Below are 21,529 nucleotides of genomic sequence, written 5' to 3'. Positions count from 1 at the left end.
CCAGCAGCCAGTAACCCCACCCACCCACGCAGCGCCAAGCGAGGATTACGTACAGTCCGATAACCATCAGCGGGTCTGACGACGGCCCCGTGCACCCTATATCCGGCCCCGCACGTTCAGCGGGGTCACCGCGACCATCCAATAACAAAAGCGTCCGAGGTGTTTGCATGAACGAAGTGACCGAGCGGGAAACCGCCCCAGCGGAGAAGCGACTGCCTTTGCTGCAGATGCTGTTGGTGAGTTTCCAGCACGTGCTGCTGATGTATGGCGGCGCGGTAGCCGTCCCACTGATCGTGGGCCAGGCAGCCGGGCTGTCTCGTGAGGAAATCGCCTTCCTGATTAACGCCGATTTACTGGTGGCAGGTATCGCCACGGTCGTGCAGTCGATGGGCATCGGGCCGGTGGGCATCCGCATGCCGGTGATGATGGGCGCCAGCTTCGCCGCGGTCAGCAGCATGGTGGTGATGGCCGGCATGCCCGGCGTCGGCATGCCCGGGATTTTCGGCGCGACCATCGCTGCAGGTTTCTTCGGCCTGTTGATCGCGCCCTTCGTGTGCAAGATCGTGCGGCTGTTTCCACCGTTGGTGACCGGCACGGTGATCACTGCGATCGGCCTGTCGCTGTTCCCGGTCGCGGTGAACTGGGCGGGCGGCGGCAGCGGCACCGGCCAGTTCGGCGCCCTACCCTACCTCGGCGTGGCAGCAGCGGTACTGGCGGTGATTCTGCTGATCAACCAGTTCATGCGTGGTTTCTGGGTCAATGTCTCGGTGCTGATCGGCATGGCCCTGGGTTATGTACTGGCGGGCAGCCTGGGCATGGTCGACCTGTCCGGCATCAATACGGCACCGGCGTTCCAGGTCGTCACTCCCAATCACTTTGGCACACCGCAGTTCCTGCTCGCACCGATTCTGTCCATGTGCCTGGTGGTGGTGATCATCTTCGTCGAGTCCGCCGGCATGTTTCTCGCTTTGGGCAAGATCACCGGCCAGGATGTCGATCCGAAGCAGCTGCGCCGTGGCCTGCTGTGTGACGCGGGCGCTACCTTTCTAGCCGGCTTCATGAACACCTTCACCCACTCCTCGTTCGCGCAGAACATCGGGCTGGTGCAGATGACCGGCGTGCGCAGCCGCTATGTCACCGCGATTGCAGGACTGTTCCTGATCAGTCTGAGCCTGCTGCCGAAAGCGGCGTTCATGGTCGCCTCGATTCCTGCCGCCGTGCTGGGCGGCGCCGGCATCGCCATGTTCGGCATGGTCGCCGCCACCGGCATCAAGATTCTGCAGGAAGCCGACATCGGTGACCGGCGCAACCAGCTGTTGGTCGCGGTGAGCATTGGTCTGGGCATGGTGCCGGTGGTGCGTCCGGAGTTCTTTGCGCACCTGCCGCACTGGATGGAGCCGATCACCCATAGCGGGATTGCGGTAGCAACACTCAGCGCGGTGACCTTGAACCTCCTGTTCAACGTGCTCGGCGGACCGGAGCGCAACGCGCTGACCGGCGCGGTTCAGCATTGAGCGTGCTAAACAGGTCGCGCTGAAGCCGGCGAGGATTTGCCGGTCATCCGCGACACCTCGCAACGAAACCCGCCCGCGCGCGGGTTTCGTCGTATACAGCAGGCGGGACCTCGACAAGCCGTTCGCCCTCGCTAAAATGCAGTCCCGCCCGCCCCGAGCACCTAGAGATGATTGAAGCCAGCTGGATTGCGTTCGCCTTCGTCCTGGGTCTCGCCGCACGCTCTGTGGGCCTGCCGCCGCTGATCGGTTACCTGGGGGCCGGCTTCACCCTGGCGGGCTTCGGCGACCATTTCGGTGTCGGCCCGCAGGACAGCGAAATTCTTGCCCACCTCGCCCATCTAGGGGTGTTGCTGCTGCTGTTCACCGTCGGCCTCAAGCTCAAGCTGAGCAACCTGCTGCGTCGCGAGGTCATCGGCGGCGGCCTGCTGCATTTCGCCATTTCCAGTCTCCTGGTCATGCCTGCCATTGTGCTGTTTCTCGATACGGGCTGGCGCGAGAGCCTGCTGCTGGCTATCGCGCTGTCGTTCTCCAGCACGGTATTGGCCGCCAAGGTGCTGGAGGGCAAGCGCGAGCTGCGCGCCTTCCATGGCCGGGTCGCGATCGGCGTACTAATCATCCAGGACCTGATCGCCCTGGTGGTGATGAGCATCGCCAGCGGCAAGGTTCCGTCGGCCTGGGCATTACTGGTGTTCGGCATCCCGCTGTTGCGTCCGTTGCTGTTCCGCCTGCTCGACTACAGCGGTCACGAGGAGCTGATGGTATTGCTGGGCCTCACCCTGGCGCTTGTAGTCGGCGGGCTCGGATTCGAGCATGTCGGGCTCAGCTCGGAGCTGGGCGCGTTGGCCTTCGGCGCCATGCTGGCCAAGCACAAGCGTGCCACCGAACTGTCGAACTCGTTGTGGGCGATCAAGGAAGTCTTCCTTGTCGGTTTTTTTCTGCAGATTGGCATCGGCGGGCTGCCGGATACGAGCGCCATGCTCTTCGCAGCGGCGCTGGCTGTGCTGTTGCCACTCAAGGGTGCGCTGTTCTTCTTTCTTTTCCTGCTCTTTCGCCTGCGCGCGCGCAGCGCCTTTCTCAGCGCCTCGAGCCTGACCAACTACAGTGAGTTCGGCTTGATCGTCGCCAGCGTGGTGTTGCCCCAGTGGCTGACACCGCTGGCCATCACCGTGGCGCTGTCGTTCGTTATTTCCGCTCAGCTCAATCGCATCTCCCACCCGCTCTACGATCGGCTGGCCAAGCGCCTGATTCCATTCGAACGCAACACCCGGCACCCCGACGAGCAACCGGTATCACTGGGTGACGCACAAATACTGATCATGGGCATGGGCCGCACCGGCCGCGCCGCCTACGATCATCTGCGCGAAAAGGGCTGGCGCCTGATCAGCCTCGATTCCGACCCGGTTACCATCGAAAAAAGCAGCGAAAGTGGCCGCCATGTTCTATTCGCCGATGCCGAAGACCAGATGTTCTGGGCGTGTCTGGAAATGAACAAGGTGGAGGCGGTGATCCTGGCGATGAACGATGCGGAGGCCAAGATCATTTCTACCCGCAAGCTGCGTAGCAAAGGCTTCGACGGATTGATCGTCTCCCATGCGATGTACGAAGACATCGCCCAACAGATCGAGGAAGCCGGCGCCGACCGCACCTACCTCACCATGACCGAAGCCGGTGCAGGGCTCGCCGAAAACGTGGCCCTGGAGTTGCTGGCCAAGCGCTGAGCCGGCTGCCTCGCCCTACATCCGCTATCAGCATCGCCCATCACCCATCATTCACCTGCCGATTGCGGTCATCTGAATTGTGCACAATTTTTAAATTAATTGTTTAAAGGTGTGTTCACAGGTTGCTATAGTCGGGCACATCCTGACCGATCGAACAGCTTTTCCGACGATCAGCGTATGGGGGTCCGTGCAGCCCCGAAGCCCATGACCGAACAATAACTAATGGCAGGCTTGACCATGACCGCAACCGAATCCAGGAGCGGTGACGCTCCCAACCAGGACCTGATCTATCAGCTCGAGGATCGCCCGGGTCCGCTCCCCGCTACCTTTGCCGCGATACAGCATGTGCTGGCCAGCTTCGTCGGTGTCATTACCCCTACCCTGATCATCGGCAGCGTGCTTGGCTTGGGCGACTACGTGCCCTATCTGGTCAGCATGGCCTTGTTCGTCTCAGGTCTCGGCACTTTCATCCAGGCCAAACGGGTCGGCCCTATCGGCGCCGGCATGCTCTGCCTGCAGGGCACCAGTTTCGGCTTTCTCAGCGTGATCCTGGCGGCGGGCTTTATCGTCAAGGGGCGCGGTGGCAGTCCGGAAGAAATCCTGTCCACCCTGTTCGGCGTCAGCTTCTGCGCCGCTTTCGTCGAGATTGCCGTCAGCCGTTGCATCGATCGACTGCGCAGGATCATCACACCGGTGGTCACCGGCACCATCATCTGTCTGATGGGTCTGTCGTTGATCAAGGTTTCGATGACGGATATCGCCGGCGGCTACGGGGTCGAGAATCCCGGTGCGCTGCCCAACCTCGCATTGGCGGGTCTGGTGCTGGGTACCATCATCGTGCTCAACCGCTTCGGGATTCCGCTGCTGCGATTGTCAGCGGTGATCGTCGCACTGATGGTCGGCTACTTTGCGGCCTGGATGATGGGCATGGTGGATTTTTCCAGCCTCGCCACACTCCCGGCAATCAGTGTGCCGCAGCCGTTCAAGTTCGGCTTCGCCTTCGACTGGATGGCGTTCATTCCGATTGCGGTGATCTTCCTGATCACCCCGCTGGAAACCGCAGGCGATCTGACCGCCAACTCGATGATCTCGCGCCAGCCGGTGAAGGGTCCGCTGTACATGAAGCGGATCAAGGGCGGCATTCTCGGTGACGGCTGCAGCTCGCTGCTGGCCGCCACCTTCAACAGCCTGCCGATGACGACCTTCAGCCAGAACAACGGCGTGATCCAACTGACCGGCGTGGCCAGCCGCCACGTAGGGTTGTACATCGCTGGCATTCTGATTCTCTTGGCGCTGTTTCCCGTGGTCGGCGGTGTTCTGCAACTGATGCCCAAACCGGTACTCGGTGGCGCCACGCTGATCATGTTCGGCACCGTCGCCATCGCCGGTATCAAGATCCTCGCCGAAGCGGGGCTGAACCGCCGCAACATGCTGATCGTGGCCATCTCGCTGGGCCTGGGCCTGGGGGTCGCGGCCGTGCCGGAAGTGCTGACCAACCTGCCCGAGGTACTGAAGAACATCTTCGGCTCACCGATCACCATCGGTGCTTTCAGCGCGATCCTGCTCAACTTCTTCCTGCCACGCGAACCAGGTGAGCTGGACGACTACGACCCCGACAATCTGATCGAGGATTCGGTGGGTACCAACACCCTGGCAGTCAACATCCCGAACTACGCCGAGCCTGCCTCGAAGGCGACCAGCGACGACACCAGAGAGCACCTCACCCCAACCGGCTGACCCGCCTCGCGCCTGGCCGCTGCGGCGCCAGGCGCAACACCCGCATCCATCACAACAACAAAACCAAAGGGTATACACATGAACTTCAGACTCTCTCCCCTTTCGCTGGCGCTGGCCGGCAGCATGCTCGCCGCACCGGCCTTCGCCGACGGCATGCTGCATTGGCAGAACAACAGCCTTACCTATCTATATGGCAAGAATTTCAAGGTCGATGCGGGCGAGATTCAACAGACCGTGACCTTCGAACACGCCAGCGGCTGGAGCTGGGGCGACATGTTTTTGTTCGTCGATAGCAAGTGGTACAACGGCCTGTCCGGCAACGACGGCCATACCTACTACGGCGAGTTCAGCCCGCGCCTGTCGCTGAGCAAAGTCAGCGGCCAGGACATGAGTTTCGGCCCGATCAAGGATGTGTTGCTCGCGGCCACCTACGAGCGCGGTGAAAGCACCAATGGCGTGCCGAACCAAAACTATCTGCTCGGCCCCGCCGTGGATCTCGACGTACCCGGCTTCGATCGCCTGGCCATCAATGTCTACTACCGCAAGCCCGATGGCACCACCGGCAAGCCTGGCGGCCAATGGCAGGTGACACCGACCTGGGCCATGACCTTCCCGGTCGGCAAGTCCGACATCCTCTTCGATGGCTTCATCGATTGGGTGGTCAACGATGCCGGCTCCGAGCGCCGCGGCGACCTCGTCTCGAAGAACCTGCACATCAACCCACAGATCAAGTACGACCTCGGCAAAGCGCTGGACGGTGAGGCGGGCAAGCTTTACGTGGGCATCGAGTACGACTACTGGTCCGACAAATACGGTATCGAGGACGGCGGTTTCGTCAGCCGCAACTTCGTCGGCTCGACGAATCAGAACACCGCCAGCCTGCTGGTCAAAGCGCACTTCTGACCGAGTTGCAGACGAACGAAAGGCAGCCCTGGGGCTGCCTTTTTTGTCTCTGTCTCATTCCTTCTTCGGACGACGTTTCATGCGTGGGTCGCCTTGGACGGTCCCGTACTCGGCAAACCTGGGCGGAGACCGGTCCGCCATCGAATCCGAAATGCCCCCGATACAACCATCTGATGGTGACTAGCCTCGCTCGCTCCAGAACAGGTGAGCCCGCCTCGCTCCCGGCGGATCTTGCACCTGCCCTTGAGATCAATCGCCTCGTTTACCCGCGCCCTTCATCACAACTTGAAGCTGCCCATCTGCCGGCTCAGATCGTCCGCCAGGCGGCTCAGTGCCTGACAGTCCTCGCGGCAGCCCCGCACGTCGCTGGCGGTCGCCTGGGCGAGATCGGCGATGCCCTGGACGTTGTGGGTGATTTCTTCGGTGACGCTGCTCTGCTCTTCGGTCGCCGCGGCGACCTGAGCATTCATGCCGCTGATCGCTTCGACCTGCTCCGTGATGGCATTCAGCGACTGGCCGGTACGCTGGCTGGCTTGAACACCGGTACCAGTGGCAGCCTGTCCTGCGTGCATCGAATTGACCGCGGTCTCCGCGCCGCTCTTGAGCCCCAGAATCATCTGCTGGATCTCGTCGGTCGACGCCTGGGTACGGCTAGCCAGGGTTCTCACCTCATCGGCGACCACCGCGAAGCCCCGACCCATCTCTCCGGCACGTGCGGCCTCGATGGCGGCATTGAGGGCGAGCAGATTGGTCTGTTCGGAAATGCTGCGGATCACCGCGAGCACCTTGTCGATAGACGCGACCTGCTGCGCGAGGTCGGTCACCGATTCGGCGGCGTGACCGATCTCTCCGGACATTTTCTCGATGTGTGCGATGGAGTCCCCCACCACCTGGCCCGCCTGCACCGCTTCGTCACGCGCGTCCTTGGAGGCCCGCGCGGCGCTGCTGGCGTTGCGGGCGATCTCCTGGACCGTCAAGCCCATCTCATGCACCGCGGTTGCCACCATATCCGTCATCTCGTGCTGGCGCCCGGCGCGGGTGGCGGTGTTATCGACCACTTCCGCCACCTGCCCGACCGCAACGCGCAACTGTTGGCTGGTATTCAGTACGTCACCGATGAGGCCCCGCAGGCTGCCGATGAAGCGATTGAAACCGCGCGCCAGATCACCCAGCTCGTCAGCCCGGCTCTCGTCGAGGCGGCGAGTCAGGTCGCCGCCGCCACCGCCGATTTCCACCAGCGCCGAGGTCACCTGGCGGATCGGTCGAACCAGCCCACGGGCCAGCAACACCACGAGCCCCAGGAAGAACAACGCGATACAGGCCGCGATCAGGCTGATAGTCCACAAGGTGCGTCGTGCTTCAGCGAAGATTTCGGCTTCCGGCACCGTGCTGACCAGGATCCAGTTCAGGCTGTCCAGCGGTTGCGCCAGTGCCAGAAAAGCTTCGCCCTCATGCTCGAATCTCACCGTCGTTTGCTCGCCCGCCAGCAGTCGACGCGCCGCATCATCGCCGGTCAGCGCCTTCAGTTCGGTGCGATCGTTATGCTCGGTACGGGGATGAACCTTGACCCGTCCGCTCGCATCGATCAGGTACACCTCGCCTCGCTCACCGAAGCGAAAGTTGCTGATCAGCTCGGACATGCTTTTCAGGCTGTAGCCCAGCCCGGCAACGCCCAGAGTCTTGCCGCCGGCCGTGATGCGCTGGTTGATGAACAGCGTGGGTAGCCGCGAGGTCTTGTCGATGTCGATCTCGAAGCGGCGGTTTATGTCGCTGTCGAGCAGGCTGTAGAACCAGCCATCGCCCGGCGCACTGCGTTGCAAGGTGCGTGAAAGACCGGTCTCGGAATAATAGTTGCCGCTTTCCAGCACCGCGATGGAGGCCGTCAACGCTTGCTCCTGGGTTTTCACGCCCTGCAGGTAGCGCCCCATCGCCGCCGCCTGATCCGGGCTCTCGCCATCGCGAAGCCACTCCTGCACCAGGCTGTTACCCGCGATCCCGGCGGTGGCGGTTATCGGCGCCATCAACGTGCGCTCGATATCGTTGCGAATCGCGGTGATGTTGGCAGGCAGGGCCTGACCAACCAGATAGCGTTCGGCCAAACCATTCAGTGCGGATGAATAAATCAGGATGACGATCAGGAGGCTGGTGAGTAACGCAGCCCCCATGCTGACAATCAACTGCCACTGGATACTGCGTTTCATGAAAGACATGTGACGACCTCTGGCGGGAACTACGTATACATTTATTCGTCTTTTCGTATACGCCATTTATGCATGGCGTCATTCGTCTATCGGTACGGCCATGACAAACTTGATAACCGTTCGGCGGCGGCGTTGATTGGCCGGTAGCACCGCGCCTGGCGGTCGACATCGCTATCCCGTTCGCTATCGCGCCTCATGGCGTGATGGCTCGCCAACCTTGCGTAGCCCCAGCAACCACAGGCTAATGCATACGCGCGGCTTGCCTACGGCTGCCGACGAACCTCTATCAATCACCGCTCGCGTGCTTGAGCTTCTGCCGCTCGAGAAAATCGACTTTCCATTGCTCCATACCGATGTATTCCGAAGACAGGTTCGCCTCGACCTGATGCCGTGTCTTGAGCGCGGCGACGGCAGACGACTGATCAGCGAGGTAGCGGTCGAAGCGCTCGACCAGTTCAGGATGATCGAGCGTGGAGAGATTGAAGGTGCTGCGGGTATGCGGTAGCGCGGGTTCGAATACCAGAGCGCCCGGCTTCGCACGCACATTGTTCAGGTAGTGCGCCGCGACCACCACATTGTAGTAGGCGCCGTCGCTGTCCTTGAGCAGGGCCTGGCGCACCATGCGCGGCAGATCCGGGCTGCTGACCAGGAGGATCTGCCCGGCCGCGACCCGATCTTCGTAGCCCCAGGGTGTCCAACCGTCGACCACCGCCAGCCGCTTGAGCTCGTCGACCCCAAGCCCTGCGCGTCGAGGAGCCACCATCACCCCATCGATATACTTGACCACTGCCTGGCTGTAATGCAGCCGGTAGCCGCGCTTGGCGGCTGCGGACCAGTTGGGGTTATCCGGATACTTGGCATCGATGCGACCAGCGAGCAGCGCGGGTAGTAATTCCTCGACCGGTAGAACCTTGTAGACCAGTCGCACTCCGCTGTGCGCGGCAAAGCTGTCCAGAAGCTCGCGAGCGAAGCCCCGATAATTGCCGTGCGCATCGCCGTCATAGTGCGGCATGAAAGCCGCCTGCTCGACACCGACTACATAAGTCTGCTCGGCGAGCACGGGTGCCGACAGCGCCAGCAAGGCGATCGCAAGAATCGTTTTCATGGGAGCTCCTTGTTGTGTTGGACGACCCGCTCGGCAGCCGGCAGCTGTCCTGTAATCGATTAAACGCAGGACATGACGAGTCGAACTGATGGCACGACAGTATCAGAAGCCTTTTATATATGTATACAAAACATCATGGAATTTGTTCACATAAAATCCCGCCAGCGCAGCGACTTGAGGCCATTCGGAAGCCAGTGCTAGCATGCCGCGGCAGGCCACCAGGCTGGTGGTTGTGAATCGAACAGGTCTTATGTCCAGTATCCGCGAGCGCAACAAAGAACTGATCCTGCGCGCTGCCAGCGAAGAGTTTGCCGAAAAGGGCTTCGCCGCCAGTAAAACCAGTGACATCGCCAACCGCGCCGGGCTACCCAAGCCCAACGTTTACTACTATTTCAAAAGCAAGGAAAACCTCTATCGAGAGGTGCTCGACAGCATCGTCGAGCCTCTGCTGCAGGCGTCCGCTCCGTTCAATCAGCCCGGCGAACCGGCCGACGTACTGCGCGCCTACATTCGCACCAAGATCCGCATTTCACGTGAGCATGCCTGCGCCTCCAAGGTGTTCGCCAGCGAGATCATGCATGGCGCACCGCATCTCCCGGCCGAGCGGGCCGCACAATTGAACGCCCAGGCCAGCCACAACGTCGCCTGCATTCAGGGCTGGATCGATCAGGGTTTGATGGCTGCGGTCGACCCCAATCATCTGATGTTCAGCATCTGGGCAGCGACCCAGACCTACGCCGATTTCGACTGGCAGATCACCACCGTGACAGGCAAGGCGAAGCTCGACGATGCGGACTATGAAGCCGCCGCCGAAACGATCATTCGTATGGTCATCAAAGGCTGCGAGGTAAAGGAAGCAGCCACCGTCAGCTGAAGTCGCTTTTTAGCGTTCAGAGTGTCTAGCATCATGGTTCTAGACCTGCAAATGGTCGCAACGGCACGGTCGACGGAAGGTTCTGCAGGACGCCGGCCGTTCTGATAACGTTCTGCCTTATAAGCACTTCCTACCTTTGACGCTTCATCTATGACGACTAATACTTGCGCTGGGCACCGGCTTGGAACAAGGAAATCCTTTTGACCGCATTGCGCAACAGCCTGTCGAGGAAACTGCTCCGTATCGTTCTGCTGTCAGCGCTTGCCGTTGGGCTGGTATTGAGCTGCGCGCAAATCGTCTTCGATGCTTACAAGACCCGCCATCTGATCAATACGGAGGCGCAGCGAATCCTACGCATGACGCGCGACCCCTCCACCCAGGCGATCTACAGCCTGGATCGGGAAATGGGTGCGCAGGTCATGGAGGGACTGTTCCAGCACGAGTCGATTCACGAGGCGTCAATCGGCCATCCGGGAGAAAAGCCTCTGGCTTACAAATCCCGCCCGCTCATGTCATCGCCTTCACGCTGGCTGACCGATCCGATACTCGGCCGAGACCAGGAGTTCACCATCCCACTGATCGGCCGCCCGCCCTACAACGAGTACTATGGCGATCTACGCATCACGCTCGATACTGCCCCTTATGGCGAGGATTTCGTCAGCAACTCGGGAGTGATTTTTGTCGTAGGTATTCTTCGGGCACTGGTCTTGGGCCTACTGCTCTATCTGATCTATGAATGGCTGCTGACACGACCGCTGACCAAGCTCATCGAGCACCTGTCGCATATCAACCCGAACCGCCCGGGCGAACGCTCGCTGCCGATGCCGAAGGGGCACGAGCGTAATGAGCTAGGGCTTTGGGTCGAGACCGCCAATGGCCTGCTCGCCGCCATCGAACACAACATGCAGTTGCGCCACGCGGCAGAAAGCAGCCTGCAACGCATGACCCAGTATGACTCGCTGACCGGCCTGCCCAATCGCCAACAACTGCAACAGCAGCTCGACAATATCCTTGGCGAGGCCGCGCGGTTGCAGCGCCGCGTAGCCGTACTCTGCCTCGGACTGGACGACTTCAAGGGTGTGAACGAGCAGTTCAGCTATCAGCACGGGGACCGCATGCTGGTCGCGCTGGCCGAACGTCTACGCAGCTTGAGCGGGCGTGTCGGTGCTCTCGCACGCCTGGGTGGCGATCAGTTCGTCCTGGTACTGTTCGGCTTCGAGCAACCCTACGAAGCGGCGGAGCTGGCGCAAAAAATACTTGATGATCTGGAACGCCCCGTCATCCTCGATCAGCAGAACATACGGTTACGCGCGACCATCGGGATCACCCTGTATCCCGAAGACGGCGACAGTACGGAAAAGCTCCTGCAGAAAGCCGAGCAGACCATGACTCTGGCCAAGAACCGCTCGCGCAACCGCTACCAGTTTTATGTCGCGAGCATCGATAGCCAGATGCGAGCGCGCCGGGAATTACAGAACGACCTGGCAGAAGCCCTTCAGCGCGGCGAGTTCCACCTGGTCTACCAGCCGCAGATCGACTATCGCCTGAAACGCATCACCGGGGTCGAGGCATTGCTGCGCTGGTCACACCCGAGCGGCAAGATGATTCCGCCGGACATTTTCATTCCCCTCGCCGAACAGAACGGCAGCATCATCGGCATTGGCGAATGGGTGCTGGATCAGGCCTGTCGGCAATTGAGCGAATGGCATCAGCAGGGTTTCAGCGACCTGCGCATGGCGGTCAATCTATCCACGGTGCAATTGCACCATGCCGAACTGCCGGACATGATCAGCAAGCTGCTCGAGACCCACCAGCTGCCACCCGAGACGCTGGAGCTCGAGGTTACCGAAACGGGATTGATGGAAGACATCGCCGCCGCCACCCGCAATCTGCATAGCCTGCGCCGCTCCGGTGCGCTGATTGCGATCGACGACTTCGGCACTGGCTATTCCTCGCTCAGCTACCTGAAAAGCCTGCCGCTGGACAAGATCAAGATAGACAAGAGTTTCGTCCGCGACATGTCCGCCGACCAAGGCGACACGACCATCGTCCGGGCCATCATTCAGTTGGGTAAGAGCCTCGGCATGCTGGTGATCGCCGAAGGTGTGGAAACCGCCGAGCAGGAACGCTACCTCATCGACGAAGGCTGCAACGAAGGCCAGGGTTATTACTACAGCAAGCCGCTGTCGGCATCCGAGCTGGCCATACTGTTGCGCCAATCCCTGCGTTTCGAACACAGGTTCAACTCGGAACCGCTGTAACGCCATCTGTCCGCCGTGCTCGTAGCACGGCCCTCTCCTCTTCTGCCTACCCATGAGCGACGCGCATGAAGCGTTTTGAATTGATCGACACCGCAGACATCCCTGACGACCTTGGTGCACTTTGCCTGTTTAGCTACGGTGATGATTTTGTCATCAAGATCCAGGGCGGCAACGGCAATCAACTGATGAACACCCGCATGCACGGTTCCGAAGATGCCTTGGCGGAGATTCCCTGCAAAAGAATCGCCCAGCGCACCCAACCTCGCGTGCTGATCGGCGGGCTGGGCATGGGCTTTACCCTGGCATCGGCGCTCAAGCATCTAGGCAACGACGCCGAGGTTCATGTCGCTGAACTGGTACCCGGAGTGATCGAATGGAATCGCGGCCCTCTGGGCGAAAAGTCTGGCATGCCGATCAACGACCCACGAACCCGCATACGCTTGGGCGATGTCGCCGCCATCCTACGGGACGAGCCGCAGGGCTTCGACGCGATCATGCTCGATGTGGACAACGGACCTGAAGGGCTGACCCGCAAGGGCAACAGCTGGCTGTATTCATCAGCCGGACTCGAAACCTGCGCCCGGGCACTGCGCTCCAAGGGCGTGCTCGCCGTATGGTCGGCCAGCGCCGACCGCGCGTTTTCTCAGCGCCTGGCCCAGTCGGGGTTCAAGGCCGAGGAGGTCCAAGTGTTTGCCCACGGTAACCGTGGCACCCGCCACACCATTTGGATCGCCGACAAACGAAGCTGATATCGGACGGGCAACGATTGATAGCCTATAGCCATCAAACTTGTGAGCAGCTGTGGATCGCCTCCGCTACACTCAGACCCGACTGACCCGCTCCATCGTGGTCGGCAGATTAGCAGTACGCGCGATGACGACAGAGAATCCCCCCTCCCTGGCTACCGTTCTTGATCTTATGCTCGACGCCGTCTGCGTCGTTGATGCCACTGGGCACTTCGTCTACGTCAGCGCTGCGTGCGAACGCATCTTCGGGTATACGCAGGACGAAATGATCGGTCGCGCGATGATAGACATGGTGGCCCCCGAAGACCGTGAGCGCACTCTGGAAGCGGCCAAGCAAGTGATGTCAGGCCAGCTCAGCCTGCATTTCGAGAATCGCTACATCCGCAAGGATGGTCAGCGGGTGGATATCATGTGGTCGGCCCGCTGGTCCGAGGACGACCAGCTGCGCGTCGGCGTTGCGCGTGACATTACCCAGCGCAAGCATTTCGAATCGCTGCAAGCGGCGGTGTACGCCATATCCGAGGCGGCCCACAACACCGCCGATCTCGCCGCCCTGTTCGAGCAGATTCATCTGATCATCGGAAGTCTCATCCCGGCACCCAATTTTTTCGTAGCCTTGAACACATTGGGCACAGGCTCGCCGATTTTTCCTTATCACAAAACCAATGGCGATCCGACGCAGCTCCCTTTCGACTCGGCCGCGGCGCTCTGCACGGAGGTAACACGTACCGGACAGGCCCTGCTGCTGACCGCCCAGAATGACCAGGTTTGTAGCAATCTCAAGACGGCCGCCGACACGAACCGGTTCTGCTGGCTGGCTGCGCCGTTATCGACGCGCCAGGGCAGTCTCGGCGCCCTCTTGCTCAGCGATGCGGCGCAGAACGCGACGTATCGCGAGCAGGACCGGGAGCTGTTGCAATTCGTCGCCAATCAGGTCGCCACGGCCATCGAACGTAAACAGCTGCATGCCCGCCTGGAGAGGATGGCTCAATACGATGAGCTCACCGGTTTACCCAATCGCGCCTTCCTGTTCGACCGGCTGAAAACCGCACTGGCACGTGCACGTCGCAACGGTCAGCCGTTTTCGCTGCTTTATCTGGATCTGAACCGGTTCAAGCAGGTCAACGACCATCACGGTCACAGCGTCGGCGATCTACTTTTGCAAGCCTTCGCCAGGCGGCTAGCGCAGCACACCCGGGAAGTGGATACGGTTGCGCGGATGGGCGGCGACGAGTTCGTCGTACTGCTGGAGAACAGCCCATCAAGAGCCGATGCGATGGTGGTCGTCGACAACATCCGGAGCGCCATGCAAGCACCTGTGGAGCTTGCGGGCCTGAGCCTGGTGGCTCAACCAAGTATCGGCGTGGCCTATTTCCCGGAGGACGGCGCCGATGAAGCCTCGTTGCTCAAGCATGCCGACGAGGCCATGTATCAGGAGAAGCTAGGCCCGACGATACACGACAAGACCCCGCAGCCTGCAAAGCAAGACGATGCATCGATCGATCCGACTGTCAGGAAGAAAGACGCGTAAGACGTCTTTCTCCAGGCCTGGGGGCATCCGTTGCGCTTCAACGGCTCATCCGCCCAACCGGGACGCCAGCATCACCGCACCCAGAAGGCATAACGCAGCGCCGCCCGCGGCATGCCAGCGATAGCGCCGCGCGAGAACCTCCTCACCGTGGCTCGATAACACGAACGGCAAAGGCTCATTGGGGCGCACGAGGCGGTGCTGAGCCCGCTGCGTGCTGGCAAGACGATGACGTCGTTCTGCTTCGAGGCCCGCCGCGAGACGCACACGGCCCCACTCAGCCTGATCGAGTTGGCCGTCACGATTGTTGTCGAAGCGCTGCAGCAGCCCGGCATAGTTTTCTTTCCATTCCCGCACTACTTGCCCTCGGGCGGCATGAAGGTCGAGCCCTTGCCGGCCGCCGCCTTCGGTGCGGAAATCGCCGATCGCATAAAGCGGCTCATCGGCGTGGAGTCGCTCCTCGGTGTAGCGATATTGGCGGCTACCGGTCAGCCAATCGAGCACACCGCGAATCGGCAGTCCCCTGGGATGACGCCGATCACCAGTCCATCTATCGCGTCGTGCCGGCAGCACTTCGGCGCCGCGCGGATCAATCAAGCAGTCCCCGGTCGTATCGCACAAACGCAACAGGCTCTCGCTGCTGCCCTGCTCGACGATCCGCCAACTGCTGCGCTTGCCACTGGCGCGATATTCCTCGATACGGTAGCGCCACCAGAGACAGGGTTTGGCCGTTAGTGGCGCTTGCAAGGACGGCACGTCAGGCAAGTCTCGCAGCACCCCGGTAAGTTCGACGTAGCCCTGCGCTGCCGAGCGAATCTTCGAGGTAGGTGTGTCCAGCAGATGGCGCAGCTTCGACCAGCGACTGACCCATAGCCAGCCACCCATCAGGCACATGCCGATTGCCACACCAATGAACAGCATCGGCCCGACCCCGCTCAGCCGAACAGGGGTTTGAGGTCGACATCGGCCTTCTCCGCCTCGCTGAACTGCAGCAATTCGGCCTCTCGGAAGCCGAAGGCGCGCGCCAGCAACACATCGGGAAACTGCTCGATGCGTACGTTGTTCAGGTTGACCGATTCGTTATACAGCTCTCGGCGATCGGCGATGCCGCTCTCCAATCCACTGATGCGCTGCTGCAGATGCCGAAAGCTCTCGCTGGCACGCAGCTCGGGATAATTCTCGGCCAATGCGAACAGCCGCCCCAGACCGGCGCGCAGCCCGGTTTCAGCCTGTCCTAAGGCACCGACATCACCCTGTTCGCGCGCATTGGCCACGGCATTGCGCGCAGTGACGACCTGCTCCAAGGTAATGCGCTCGTGCTGCATGTATTGCTTGCAGGTCTCGACCAGTTTCGGCAGTTCCTCGTGGCGCTGGCGAAGCAGTACGTCGATGTTAGACCAGGCCTTGCTGACGCCGTGCTTGAGGCGCACCAGACCGTTGTAGAGAACCACCGCATAGGCAGCGACAAGAAACAGCACAACCAATGCAACCACAGCGCTCAGGCTCATCGGGCTTCTCCAGAATCCAACTATCGGGATGGCATTCTAACGGCACCGCATTCAGCGAAGCGCGATCTATTCCACGCAATTCCTTTGCACAAAATGCAAATCTTTCGCATTATGACCCGCATCGGATCGTCTGGTACTCGCTATCGACATTCGCAAATACCCTCTGCAAGCAAAGGAACCCGCCATGCTACGCACCCCCGTCTGGGCCACCGCCAGCCTGTTGGCTGTCGCTATTTCACTCGCTGGTTGCGGCGAAGACAAGGCGCCCGCCGAACAGCCTGCCGCTCCGCAGGCCACTCAAAGTGAACCGGCCACGAGCGCACCAGCAAAAGAGACCCTGAACGACGAGGCTGCGCAGGCAGTAGTCAAGCATTACGCAGATATCGCGCATGCCGTCTTCAGCGATGCACATAGCACTGCCGTGAAATTGCAGGATGCGGTAAACGCCCTGCTCGCCAATCCGACCGAGGAAACCCTGCAGGCTGCCAAGGACGCCTGGCTGGCGGCCCGCGTGCCGTACATGCAGAGCGAAGTGTTCCGCTTCGGCAATCCGGTAGTGGATGAGTGGGAAGGCCAGCTCAACGCGTGGCCGCTGGACGAAGGCATGATCGACTACGTCCAAGGCGACTATCAACACGCCCTTGGCAATCCGGGCGCTACCGCCAACATCATCGCCAACAAGGAACTGCAAGTTGGTGAAGACAAGATCGACGTCAGCGAAATCACTGGCGAGAAGCTTGCCAGCCTGAACGAACTGGCCGGGGCCGAAGCCAACGTCGCTACGGGCTACCACGCCATCGAATTTCTGCTCTGGGGCCAAGATCTGAATGGCACCGGGGCCGGCGCGGGTCAACGCCCCGTCAGCGATTTCATCGAGGGTGACGACTGCACCGGTGGTAACTGCGATCGCCGCCGCGCCTACCTCAAAGCCGTAACCCAACTGGTAGTCAGCGATCTCGAAGAGATGGTCGGCGAGTGGCGAGCCGGCGTCGCTGACAACTACCGCGCCAGTCTGGAAAGCGAGTCCGCGGAAAATGGTCTGCGCAAGATGTTCTTCGGCATGGGCAGCCTGTCGCTCGGCGAACTGGCCGGCGAACGCATGAAGGTCGCGCTGGAAGCCAACTCGCCGGAAGACGAGCACGATTGCTTCAGCGACAACACGCATAACTCGCACTTTTATAACGCCAAGGGCATCCGTAACGTCTACCTCGGTGAATATAAGCGCGTGGACGGCACCACACTCAGCGGTGCGAGCCTGGCATCGCTGGTCGAAGGCGTCGATCCGCAGACCGACACTACGCTGAAGTCCGATCTGGAAACCACTGAAGCCAAACTGCAAGTGCTGGTCACCAGCGCCGAAGGCGGCGAAGCCTTCGATCAACTGATCGCGCCCGACAATAAAGAAGGCCAGGAAAAGGTACGGGCCGCGATCGCTGCGCTGGTGCAACAGACCGCATCCATCGAGAAAGCCGCTGCCGCACTGGGCATCAGCGACCTCAACCCGGACACGGCTGATCATCAGTTCTGATCCGGCGCTCGTGAAAATAGAGGGCGGCGCGCTGTCGCCCTCCTCCCTGCTTCCCGCGAACGCGACCAGCGTTCGTTTGGCCACACGAGAAATCGGCAAATGCAAATTGCTCTTATTCATACTCTATTAGCCTGCTAAGATTGCTGCCCTGTCACGACCCTGGTATCACCGATGCACCCGCTTTTTCGTGCTGCCGTCGCATTGCTGCTGGCCTTTGGCCTGATCGGTTGCGAAGAGCAGACACCGCGTTTTACACAAGCAGAGCCTGGGGAGGCTCTTTCCGCGGGTAGCTCCACGGTGATGAAGTTCGATCAGAACGCTTTTTCGCTGCCCTCGGCCAATCTGAGCCCGCTACGCCGCCTGGGTTTCAGCGTCGGCAACAGCTTTTTCCGCAATCCCTGGGTAATCGCCCCGTCATCAACCACCGCTCGCGACGGGCTCGGCCCGTTGATGAACACCAACGCCTGCCAGAACTGCCATATCAAGGATGGCCGCGGCCGCCCGGCAGAAACCGAGCGCGGCAATGCCGTGTCGATGCTGGTACGGCTGTCGATTCCTGCCAGCGCTGAACACACCGAAGTCGTCGCGCAACGGGGCATCGCACCAGAACCCACCTATGGTGGTCAGCTGCAGGACATGGCAATCCCCGGTGTGGCGCCCGAAGGCAAGGTCCGGCTGAGCTATGGCACCCGGTATGAACGTTTCTCCGACGGTTTCGAGGTCGAGCTGAGAATCCCACAGCTGGAAATCGTCGAGCTGGGTTACGGCCCGATGCATCCCCACACTCAATTCTCCGTCCGTGTGGCACCGGCCATGATCGGTCTCGGATTGCTGGAAGCCATTCCCGAGTCCGCGCTGCTGGCCCACGCCGATCCGGACGACCGCGATGGCGATGGTATCTCCGGTCGGCCCAACCGGGTCTTCGACCAGGTCACGCGCAAGACGGTGATGGGCCGCTTCGGCTGGAAGGCCGGACAACCGAACCTGAATCAGCAGAACGCCGACGCTTTCTTCAATGACATGGGCCTGACGACCAGTCTCTTCACGGGCAGCAGCTGCACCGATAGGCAGCTGGACTGTCTGGGGATGCCCGATGGCGGCGAGCTCGAAGTCAGCGATCACATTCTCGGATTGGTCTTGTTCTACACTCGCAATCTCGGCGTACCAGCGCGGCGCAACGTCGACGATCCCCAGGTACTGGCAGGCAAGACGCTGTTCCACCGAGCCGGTTGCCAGAGTTGCCATGTTCCGCAGTTCACCACCGGCGATGCCGCCGAGCCCGAGCTAGCGAACCAAACGATCCGCCCCTACACCGATCTGCTGCTGCATGACATGGGCGAAGGGCTTGCCGACCACCGTCCCGAGTTCGAAGCCGGCGGCAGCGAATGGCGAACGCCGCCGCTGTGGGGCATCGGTCTGACCGAAACGATTAGCGGGCACACCCAGTTCCTACATGACGGACGCGCCCGCAATCTGCTCGAAGCCGTACTCTGGCACGGCGGCGAAGCAGAACAGGCCAAGCAGTCGGTGCTCGACTTCGACGAAGACGAGCGCAGCGCCCTGCTGGCTTTTCTCGAATCACTCTAGCGTCGGACCAGCCAGAGCTGTCCGGCCTTGCCGAGGAGCAACATGTACGCCAACCGTTATCTTTCAGGGTTCACCGCCACCGCACTGGGCCTGCTGCTCAGTGCCTGCGCGCCATCCGATCCATTTGCCGAGACCAGCAAAACCCTGGCCGCGGACGTTTTGCTTCCTAGCTACACCCAGTGGGCCGAAACCAACCGGCGCATGGCCGCCAGTAGCATCGCCTTCTGCGCCGGTAACGAGGAATTGGAGAGTGCGCGCGAAGCCTTCCTGAAGGCCCAGTTCGCCTGGGCAGGTCTGCAACCGATGCTGATCGGGCCAATGGGCGAAGGTAACCGCGCCTGGCAGGTGCAGTTCTGGCCCGACAAGAAGAACCTGGTTGGGCGGCAGATCACCGCCCTGCTGAAAAACAAACCCGAGCTGACGCAGGCCGACCTGGAGAACGGCAGTGTCGTCCTGCAGGGCCTTTCGGCATACGAATACGTGCTCTACGACAAGGCGGTCGACCTGAACGACAGCCAGACCAAAACGCGTTACTGCCGATTGCTGGAAGCGATTGGCGAGCACCAGCAGCAACTCGCCGCCGACACCCTCCAGGAGTGGGAAGGCGAAAACGGCATGGCCGCTCAACTAAGCGAGTTTCCCAACGAGCGCTACAGCGAATCGCAGGAAGCGATCGCCGATCTGCTGCGCGTGCAGGTCACGGCGCTGGATGGCTTGAAGAAGAAGTTGGGCGCGCCGCTGGGCCGTCAGAGCAAGGGCTTCCCACAACCTTTCCAGGCCGAGGCCTGGCGCAGCGATGCCACGCTCGGAAGTATCGATGCGGCCCTCGCCGGCGCGCAACGACTATGGCAAGGCGGCGACGATAATGGCCTTAAGCATCTGGTCCCAGCCGAACAAGCGGATCTGATCAAGCGTATAGACGTCGCCTACGCCACAACCCGTAAGCAACTGGCCGACATCATGCTGCCGTTCAGCGAGCTGGTTGCCGACGACGCCGGACGCGAGCGACTGAACGAGTTGTACCAGGACATCGACACCCTGCATCGCCTGCACCAGAACGAACTGGCCCGAGCGCTGGGCGTACAGATCGGCTTCAACGCCCACGACGGAGACTGACCATGAGACGCCGCGCCTTCCTCGGTCTGGGCAGCGCCCTGGTTGCAGCCTCCGCTGTCGGCGGCTGGACACTCACACGGTACACCGAGCAACCGCTGCTGCTCTCCGCGCGCGACGATGCCGACGGCCGCCACTATGCAGTCGGCTATCGGCTCGACGGCACTCGAGCGTTCGTCACCCCGGTCAACGAGCGCTGCCATGACGTCTACGCCCACCCGCACCTGCCTCTGGCGGTATTCGTCGGGCGCCGGCCCAGCCGTGAGAGCTATCTGATCGACAGCCGTGACGGGACGCTGCTGCAGGTGCTGGCCTCGCCTTCCGATCGACATTTCTACGGCCACGGTGTGTTCCATTACAGCGGCGATTGGTTCTATACCACTGAGAACGACACGACCGACGCCGGCCGCGGCGTGCTCGGCATCTATCGTGTAGAAGAACGCCGGCTGGTTCGCACCGGCGAGCATACGACCCATGGCATAGGCCCGCATCAGTTGCTCTGGATGCCGGACGGCGAGACGCTGGTAATCGCCAACGGCGGCATACGCACCGAAGCCGACAGTCGCAAGATGATGAACCTCGAAGCGATGGAACCGAGCCTGGTACTGCTGCGTCGCGATGGCACGCTGATCAGTAAGGAGCAACTGCCTGAGCAGATGAACAGTGTGCGCCATCTGGCGGTTGCGGCCGATGGCACGGTGGTTTCCGGGCAGCAGTACGAAGGCGACCCCATGGATTCGGTCCCACTGCTGGCGATCAAACGTCCCGGCCAAGCCTTCCAGGCCTTCCCGCTGGGAGAAGCGCAGCGCCAGACGATGAACCAATACACCGCCAGTCTGGCAATTCACGACGACCTGCGTCTGCTGGCCGTAACGGCACCGCGCGGCAACAAGGTGTTCTTCTGGGACCTGGACAGCGCCGCACTGCGCGAGGAAATCCACCTGCCGGATTGCGCCGGGGTCGCGGCCGTCGCGCAAGGATTCGTGGTGAGCTCCGGGCAAGGCCGTTGCCGGTTGGTCGACTGCAGCGCAAAGCGCTTCGTCAGCACCGCGCTGCAACTGCCCGCGGGGTTATGGGATAACCACCTGCGCCTGGTCTGAAAGCATTCAAGTATCGAAGCGGCGCGCCGAAAGATTGGCCGACCCGAGCGGTTATTCCGATAGCCGCCCGACGCCCCTTGCGCTCGTCGCAAGTGCTTTCCATACG

At 61.3% G+C, this 21,529-nt stretch carries 16 protein-coding genes; 12 read left to right on the top strand and 4 right to left on the bottom strand.

The window, feature by feature from the left end; translation table 11 throughout:
• Positions 1–167 precede the first annotated feature (167 nt).
• The 4 genes from MCB86_RS16090 to MCB86_RS16075 all read left to right on the top strand — a co-directional run bounded on the left by MCB86_RS16090 (position 168) and on the right by MCB86_RS16075 (position 5,872).
• On the top strand, positions 168–1,514 hold the full coding sequence (locus MCB86_RS16090; RefSeq protein WP_045163299.1) for a nucleobase:cation symporter-2 family protein: 1,347 nt from the start codon (positions 168–170) through the stop codon (positions 1,512–1,514).
• Between the two features lie 167 nt (positions 1,515–1,681).
• Complete coding sequence (locus MCB86_RS16085) at positions 1,682–3,232, top strand: cation:proton antiporter family protein (RefSeq protein WP_045163300.1); 1,551 nt, start codon at positions 1,682–1,684, stop codon at positions 3,230–3,232.
• Between the two features lie 237 nt (positions 3,233–3,469).
• On the top strand, positions 3,470–4,969 hold the full coding sequence (locus tag MCB86_RS16080; RefSeq protein ID WP_155397663.1) for a nucleobase:cation symporter-2 family protein: 1,500 nt from the start codon (positions 3,470–3,472) through the stop codon (positions 4,967–4,969).
• Positions 4,970–5,047: 78 nt separating this feature from the next.
• Complete coding sequence (locus tag MCB86_RS16075; protein ID WP_239611472.1) at positions 5,048–5,872, top strand: DUF5020 family protein; 825 nt, start codon at positions 5,048–5,050, stop codon at positions 5,870–5,872.
• Positions 5,873–6,150: 278 nt separating this feature from the next.
• Here the strand turns inward: MCB86_RS16075 and MCB86_RS16070 are convergent, their stop codons facing one another.
• Positions 6,151–8,082: a methyl-accepting chemotaxis protein gene (locus MCB86_RS16070; RefSeq protein ID WP_239611471.1), complete on the bottom strand. Its 1,932-nt coding sequence runs from the start codon at positions 8,080–8,082 to the stop codon at positions 6,151–6,153.
• 277 nt (positions 8,083–8,359) lie between these two features.
• A complete protein-coding gene (locus MCB86_RS16065) occupies positions 8,360–9,178 on the bottom strand; it encodes a transporter substrate-binding domain-containing protein (protein ID WP_045163304.1) in 819 nt (272 codons plus the stop codon).
• Between the two features lie 250 nt (positions 9,179–9,428).
• On the opposite strand from MCB86_RS16065, the gene MCB86_RS16060 reads away from it, so the two are divergent.
• From MCB86_RS16060 to MCB86_RS16045, 4 genes are all read left to right on the top strand, one after another.
• On the top strand, positions 9,429–10,052 hold the full coding sequence (locus tag MCB86_RS16060) for a TetR/AcrR family transcriptional regulator (RefSeq protein WP_045163305.1): 624 nt from the start codon (positions 9,429–9,431) through the stop codon (positions 10,050–10,052).
• A 200-nt stretch (positions 10,053–10,252) separates the two neighbouring features.
• Positions 10,253–12,313: a bifunctional diguanylate cyclase/phosphodiesterase gene (locus MCB86_RS16055; RefSeq protein ID WP_239611470.1), complete on the top strand. Its 2,061-nt coding sequence runs from the start codon at positions 10,253–10,255 to the stop codon at positions 12,311–12,313.
• Positions 12,314–12,378: 65 nt separating this feature from the next.
• Positions 12,379–13,062 carry a hypothetical protein gene (locus tag MCB86_RS16050; protein WP_045163307.1) on the top strand — a complete coding sequence of 228 codons (684 nt, stop codon included), beginning with the start codon at positions 12,379–12,381 and terminating at the stop codon, positions 13,060–13,062.
• 124 nt (positions 13,063–13,186) lie between these two features.
• Positions 13,187–14,590 (top strand): diguanylate cyclase, encoded by a 1,404-nt coding sequence (locus tag MCB86_RS16045; protein WP_239611605.1) that lies wholly within the window; start codon positions 13,187–13,189, stop codon positions 14,588–14,590.
• A 45-nt stretch (positions 14,591–14,635) separates the two neighbouring features.
• Here the strand turns inward: MCB86_RS16045 and MCB86_RS16040 are convergent, their stop codons facing one another.
• Both MCB86_RS16040 and MCB86_RS16035 read right to left on the bottom strand, forming a co-directional pair.
• A complete protein-coding gene (locus MCB86_RS16040) occupies positions 14,636–15,508 on the bottom strand; it encodes an E3 ubiquitin ligase family protein (RefSeq protein WP_239611469.1) in 873 nt (290 codons plus the stop codon).
• A 14-nt stretch (positions 15,509–15,522) separates the two neighbouring features.
• A complete protein-coding gene (locus MCB86_RS16035) occupies positions 15,523–16,095 on the bottom strand; it encodes a LemA family protein (RefSeq protein WP_045163309.1) in 573 nt (190 codons plus the stop codon).
• Between the two features lie 184 nt (positions 16,096–16,279).
• Here MCB86_RS16035 and MCB86_RS16030 point away from each other — a divergent pair, with 184 nt between their 5' ends.
• The 4 genes from MCB86_RS16030 to MCB86_RS16015 all read left to right on the top strand — a co-directional run bounded on the left by MCB86_RS16030 (position 16,280) and on the right by MCB86_RS16015 (position 21,423).
• A complete protein-coding gene (locus tag MCB86_RS16030; protein WP_239611468.1) occupies positions 16,280–17,623 on the top strand; it encodes an imelysin family protein in 1,344 nt (447 codons plus the stop codon).
• Between the two features lie 171 nt (positions 17,624–17,794).
• Positions 17,795–19,210 (top strand): di-heme oxidoredictase family protein, encoded by a 1,416-nt coding sequence (locus MCB86_RS16025; protein ID WP_239611467.1) that lies wholly within the window; start codon positions 17,795–17,797, stop codon positions 19,208–19,210.
• A gap of 42 nt (positions 19,211–19,252) precedes the next feature.
• Positions 19,253–20,326 carry an imelysin family protein gene (locus MCB86_RS16020; protein ID WP_239611466.1) on the top strand — a complete coding sequence of 358 codons (1,074 nt, stop codon included), beginning with the start codon at positions 19,253–19,255 and terminating at the stop codon, positions 20,324–20,326.
• A 2-nt stretch (positions 20,327–20,328) separates the two neighbouring features.
• Positions 20,329–21,423 (top strand): DUF1513 domain-containing protein, encoded by a 1,095-nt coding sequence (locus tag MCB86_RS16015; protein ID WP_239611465.1) that lies wholly within the window; start codon positions 20,329–20,331, stop codon positions 21,421–21,423.
• Positions 21,424–21,529: the final 106 nt, after the last annotated feature.

The organism is Pseudomonas sp. KSR10, from assembly GCF_022355455.1.
Lineage (GTDB): Bacteria > Pseudomonadota > Gammaproteobacteria > Pseudomonadales > Pseudomonadaceae > Stutzerimonas > Stutzerimonas stutzeri_E.
Note: the sequence above shows the minus strand (reverse complement) of the source record. Positions and strands in the feature narration are given on the sequence as shown.